Origin of the sequence: Chryseobacterium sp. CH21 (assembly GCF_004119445.1) — a bacterium.
In the GTDB taxonomy this organism is placed as follows: Bacteria; Bacteroidota; Bacteroidia; order Flavobacteriales; family Weeksellaceae; genus Chryseobacterium.
In genome coordinates this window covers 84,110-90,262 of record NZ_QICI01000089.1, presented here as the reverse complement: position 1 = coordinate 90,262, position 6,153 = coordinate 84,110, and the positions used below count along the sequence as shown (strand labels likewise).

General features: G+C 31.4%; 4 protein-coding genes and 1 pseudogene. All 5 read left to right on the top strand.

Annotated elements, in window-relative coordinates; all coding sequences use genetic code 11:
• The first annotated feature begins 126 nt into the window (after positions 1-126).
• Positions 127-996 (top strand): hypothetical protein, encoded by an 870-nt coding sequence (locus BOQ62_RS22730; protein WP_185146808.1) that lies wholly within the window; start codon positions 127-129, stop codon positions 994-996.
• A 5-nt stretch (positions 997-1,001) separates the two neighbouring features.
• Entirely contained in the window at positions 1,002-1,475 is a 474-nt protein-coding gene (locus BOQ62_RS18770; protein ID WP_129041923.1) for a CPCC family cysteine-rich protein, read from the top strand.
• Positions 1,476-2,579: 1,104 nt separating this feature from the next.
• Positions 2,580-3,059 (top strand): annotated as a pseudogene (locus tag BOQ62_RS23610) (RHS repeat-associated core domain-containing protein); the annotation flags it as partial.
• A 905-nt stretch (positions 3,060-3,964) separates the two neighbouring features.
• Positions 3,965-4,207 carry a hypothetical protein gene (locus BOQ62_RS18760; RefSeq protein ID WP_129041920.1) on the top strand — a complete coding sequence of 81 codons (243 nt, stop codon included), beginning with the start codon at positions 3,965-3,967 and terminating at the stop codon, positions 4,205-4,207.
• A gap of 785 nt (positions 4,208-4,992) precedes the next feature.
• On the top strand, positions 4,993-6,147 hold the full coding sequence (locus BOQ62_RS24130; RefSeq protein WP_129041918.1) for an RHS repeat domain-containing protein: 1,155 nt from the start codon (positions 4,993-4,995) through the stop codon (positions 6,145-6,147).
• Positions 6,148-6,153 lie beyond the last annotated feature (6 nt).

The window sequence follows — 6,153 nt, the reverse complement described above, 5'->3', positions numbered from 1 at the left end:
TTTCTTTTTCGGTGTTGCCATAATTAAAATTACTCTTTTTATGAAAACACTCCTTAAATTTCTAATATCAAATGTCCACTTTTTGCTGACGATTTACATCTGGGAAGATGGGGTGTAATAGATGCCATGTCTGAGAAATACAGAAGACACAGTCCTTACAATTATGCAGTAAATAATCCTGTGATGGTCATTGATCCGGATGGGAATGAAGTTTTGTATGGTTTAGATGCACAAAATGCTGTAAGAGCCATGCAGGCAAATATGTCAACAAGTTCTGAAACTTCAGGTAATTATTTTACACAGCTTAACTTTGATCAGTTCATGAATGGTGATGATGATGACCCACCAGGTAACAAGTTGAGCAGATTCAGAATGAGAACTGCCAATTGGGTTCAAAAAAATATTAGAGGACCTCTATCTGGTAGGTTTGATACCCATACAAGAAATGCTTTTGTTTTGGACGCAGAAGGACAGTCAAGAATGGATGATCTCAGAGGCCAAATGACAGGTTATATGCGCAGTAACGTAGGAGGAGGTATTAGATGGGGTGCTGAACATGGGCTGATAGGTTCTGGAATGGGTACAGGTCACGTAGGCGCATTTTCAAAACTAACTACTGCTGAAGCTTTAAAGAGTAATGCTCTTTCAAGAGCATCAATGTCAAAGATTTGGGGAAGTTCCTATAATATTACATGGAAAGGGTTTTCAAAAGGAGAATTAGCCGTTCATTTTGCAAAACATGGGGAAGAGTTTGGTGGTATAACTCAAAATCAATATTTACAATTAGCCAAAACTTTTGCAGCAGAAACCGGTAGTCATATTCAAGAGCAGACGGTTAATAATTTTTTAATAAGATATAATACTAAAACTCAAGATATTTTTGTGGGTAGAATGGATGTAAGGGAAATTAGAACCTTTTATAGAGCAAATCCTCAAATGGTTAAAAAAAATCCATTGCAAGATGCACTTGACTATGCCGCAACTTTAATAAAATAAAAATTATGATAGAATTGGATTTAAATTCGGCTATAAATATATTATCGTTAGATGAATATTCAAAGATGACAATTGAAGAAATTGAAAGGATGATTGATGATGAAGGTTTTGATAAAGAAGAAGTGTTCGAATATATAAGAGATCGATATACTGGAATAAAATTATCATATATAGAAGCTAAAATTAATAATTTATATCAATTGTCAATTAATCTTTTGGGCACTCCAAAAGAATTATTTACATGTCCTTGTTGTAACTATAAAACGATCCTTGAAAAAGGAAATTATCAAATTTGTAGAGTATGTTTTTGGGAAGATGATGGAGGTGATGATGAGTTTAAATATAGTTATGTGAATCACATGACATTAAAAGAAGGGAAAGAGAATTTTAAAACAAAAGGAGCTATTTCAGAAAAGTTTTTAAAATTTGTAGACGTTGAAGGCAGATTGAAATATTATAAGGATGATGGCAGTAAATAATGTTTCCGATGGTCATAGGTATTTAAAAGCTATTGAATATTATAGGAACGCAACAGTACCATCAAAATAAAATTAATATTTAGTTATGAAATTAATTATAAGGATAATAAAAATAATAGTAGGATTCTTCTCCTATCTTTTTTTAGTATTTTCTATCAAAAAATATTTGGGCAGGAACCTTTTAATAATTCTTTTTCAGTGGGTTTACCTAGGTTTTATTTTGAGTTTTATTCAATTGATTGTCAGAAACTTAATAGAAGTGGTTTCAGGCAATTTATAGTAAATGTGGTCATTTATATAATTATAGTTACAATATATTATAAATTTTTAAAAAGCTTTTTTTTAAAAGAAAAAATATAGGTAATAAAGATAATAGACCACATTTTATATACTATGATACGACATCTTTTAGAAGGAAGTAAAGCATTGTTGCTTTTTCTTATCTTATTTTCTTGTAAAGAAAATAGAAAAGAAAATATTAAAGAGTACTCTTATCCCAAAATTTCAATCAAGGAAAATCTAAAAAAAGAGATAGATTCCTATAAACAAGGATTGAATAGGCTGTAAGCCTCGAAAAGTAATAATCTAAGTATTTATTTTAATAAGAAAAATGATACAACTTTTATAGAAATAGGAGATTATAAACCGAACCTTGAAATGTTAAATATAAAGGGAGTTGAAATCATGAAAAATGATACAATATATTTATTTAGTGCAAATGATTCAATAAGTATAGAACAGTTTTGTGAAAATCAGTCTAATGCTAGAATTAAAATTATAGATAATTTAGAGCCCTCTTTTAATCATTTTGATCCTCATTTTAGATGCCTTTATATTGATAATAAAAATTTAAAAATACTTTTTTATGGTAGATGTAAATAGACAAGTAGGATGATAAAGTGAATAACATAGCAGCTTAATATAATCTTATCGAAAAAATGTAATTCCCCCTGCTGGCGCGGGCGTCTCGTTCGTGTCCCATGATATATAATAAAAGGCATTACATTGCAATGCCTTTTATATATCAAAGTTCTAATAATTATACTTCACACCCCATATAATTTTTTACATTTCCTCGAAAAAATTACTTGAAACTCCAAAGTAACAGATTATACTTACAGAGCAGATGGAGTAAAAGTAAAAAAGATATTGGATACAAAAACTACAGATTATCTGGGTGGTTTTCAGTATGAAAATTCTGTACTAAAATTCTTTCCGACGGCAGAAGGATATTTTAATGTTGAGACCGGAAAGTATGTGTATAATTATACAGACCATCTTGGCAATGTAAGGTTAAGTTATGCTAAGAATGGTGCTGGAACAGAGATCATTGAAGAAAGTAATTATTACCCGTTTGGATTGAAACATGAAGGATATAATACTTTGTTAGGAAATCCAGCTTATAATTACAAGTACAACGGCAAGGAACTCCAGGAGAATGGCATGTATGATTACGGAGCAAGGATGTATATGCCTGATCTGGGAAGATGGGGGGTGATGGATGCAATGTCTGAGAAGTTTAGTTCCTTGAGCCCTTATAATTATGCATTAAATAGCCCTGTAATGGTTGTTGACCCCGATGGAAATTTTGCAGTGAGCTATTCGGGAGAGGCCGCACAAGAGGCTTTTAAAGCTTACAGGGAGACTATGTCTGTAAGTTCTGAAACATCATCAGGTAATTATTTTACAGGTTTGGGGTCTTCACCTTTTGGAAAATTCGATTGGATTTTGGAAAATATTAATGGAGTATCAAAGTGGAGTTATAATGCAAATATAAAAACAGTTTCGCAAGCTTTGGCAGCCGGTTATAAAGATGCTGCTGCTATTTATTCTTATGCTAATATTTCAGGAGAAGGATTTTTAGGTTTTGGTAAATATGGTTATTCTTTAAATTCAGATGGATCAGTGGTTAATAGTATTGACGGATCTGTTTTGGGAGGAAGTTTTTCTACTCCTGCAGGTACTATGATATCTACGGGCTCCTTTTTTAGCGGTTCTATTAGTAATGGATTTTTTAAAAGTTGGGCAAATTCAAGTAATATTGCAGCAAAATTTACTTATGGTATAGCAAATAATGCTTATGTTACAGCTCAAATTTTTGATGTTGGATTATTAGAACGCCCCGAGTGGGCAAATCCATTGGGTGGAAATTATGGAAATCTAGATGGAACACCTAATTATAAGCAAGCGGATGCATTGGTTAGTACTTTAGCAACTGCTGCACCCTATGCAAGAGGAGCTAAAGCTGTAAATTCTATTATGCCTGAAGGAATGAGTATTTTAAGTAGATTTGAATCTACTTCAGGCGCAAGTGGTACAATAAATCTTTTAAATAAGGGTGTAGACTATGTAAATGGAACTGTTGGAAAGGGAATGATAGCGAGGCCAATGGTGACAGGTGTTATAAATGCGGCACAGCCAAATAGTCCAGTTAGAAATTGGATGAAAAGGAACGTTGGCTATAGACCTCAATTTGATTAAAAAATATTATGATGACATTATTAGAAATAATTTTTGGTGGATTAATTATTAATTTTCTTGGAATTAATACGAGATATTATTTTTTTAAAATTTTTAATAAAAATTTAAAAAAAGACGATTTTAAGAATAAAGAAGATGATGTAGGGGAACAATTTTCTCAAGGGTTTTATAATTTTTTTATTGGATTAATAATATTTAGTTTAATATCGATAGGATTAGCATATATTGCTTATAAACTAAAACTTTTATAGATTGTGTGATTCTTAAATTAGTTTACCAATTTTTATATAAATTAATAATGGGAATTTTAGAATTTATATTTCAGCAAATACTTATCAATTTAATTGGAAATAGTATATATTTTTTATTTAGAAAATTGATAGGAGATACAAGAAACTGTAAGGAAATACAGGATCAGACAGCAGGATATATTAAATTTTTTACTGGTCTTGTCTTTATTTTTATAGCTATAGTCTTATTGAAAAAGTTTGTAAAATAATTTTGTATTATCATTTAATATAACAGCTTTTGAAATTCCAAAAGCTGTTATTATTTCAATTAAATTGATAATATAAAGCCTTAGGGGAATACCTGCACCTAAAACTGATACATCTAATTATCCATCTAAGTTTTATAAAAGAAATTAATATGTTCAAAGCTAATTTTTTAAATATATTATTTTACATATTGGTAAAATATTTAGTATTCTACATCTTTATGATGTTTAAAAATGATAATTTTTATCTTATCAATTCAGGCATTAGGGATGTAGCTGATTTGTTTTACTACCTATGGATATTTTTATTTTTTCCGGTTATAGTCTGTGCTCTTTTTTTAGTTCCTTTATATTATTCCTTTAAAATAAGAAAGTATCCATATTTCATTTTGATAAATATAATTATCTTAAGTATTGAATATTGTTTATATACATATTTCGCTTCCCAATTGGATTTATGGAATGGGATTTATAATATCATTATAAGTACAATTTTATTTTGGGTGTTTTTTCACAAACTTATAAAAGTAAAATTTGTGAATGCATAAATTGCTTTCTGTGTACAAAACTTGCCCGCTGGCACGAGCGTCTTACTCGTGTCCACAAATAAAACAAAACCACTGCCGGAAGCAGTGGTTTTATTCTTTTATTCTAGCAAACCGCTATATTTACCAATACAGAGATCATTTGGGAAATACCAGGATAACTTTTGCGAAAGATAGTGAAGGTAACCCGGAAATTATTGATACCAATAATTATTATCCTTTTGGCCTTAGCCACATTTCAGGTATGCTAAGTACGTCTAATTTTGGAAGTTTTTACAGCTATAAGTATAACGGGAAGGAATTGCAGGAAACAGGAATGTATGATTACGGAGCAAGGATGTATATGCCTGATCTGGGAAGATGGGGGGTGATGGATGCAATGTCTGAGAAATATAATTACCTAAGCCCCTATAACTATGCGGTAAACAATCCTGTACTATTTATTGACCCTGATGGAAATGATTCTTTTCAAACAGGAACTGTTTATATAGGAGAGGCAGCACAAGCAATGTTTTCAGCTTATAAAGAGACAATGTCGATAAGTTCTGAAACATCATCAGGTAATTATTTTACGGGGCTTAATTTTAACCAGTTCATGAATGGTGATGATGACCCACCAGGTAATAAATTGAGCAGATTCAGAATGAGAACTGCCAATTGGGTTCAGGAAAATATTAGAGGTCCCTTATCTGGTTGGTTTGATACCCATACAAGAAATGCTTTTGTTTTGGACGCAGAAGGACAGGCAAGAATGGATGATCTCAGAGGCCAAATGACAGGTTATATGCGAAGTAACGTAGGAGGAGGTATTAGATGGGGTGCTGAACATGGGCTGATAGGTTCTGGAATGGGTACAGGCCACGTAGGTGCGTTTGAAATAAATGTAGATTTAATGGGGGGAAAGTATTCTAAATTAAAGAATTATATAAATTTTGATACAGCTGCTGAAAAAGGAATTAAAGATTATGTAAGTAATTTTGGAAAATATTTCTCTAAAGGTTCGGTAGATAATATTGTAGCGAATAATCCACAAGCTGCATTCTTAAATGAAGTACATTCATCTTTAGCAAATGGTGGTCGAATTACAGTTAGAGGTACGATGTCAAATAAATTTTTTAATTCTATTTGGAATGGAAAGCGGATGGCTTAAGTGCAT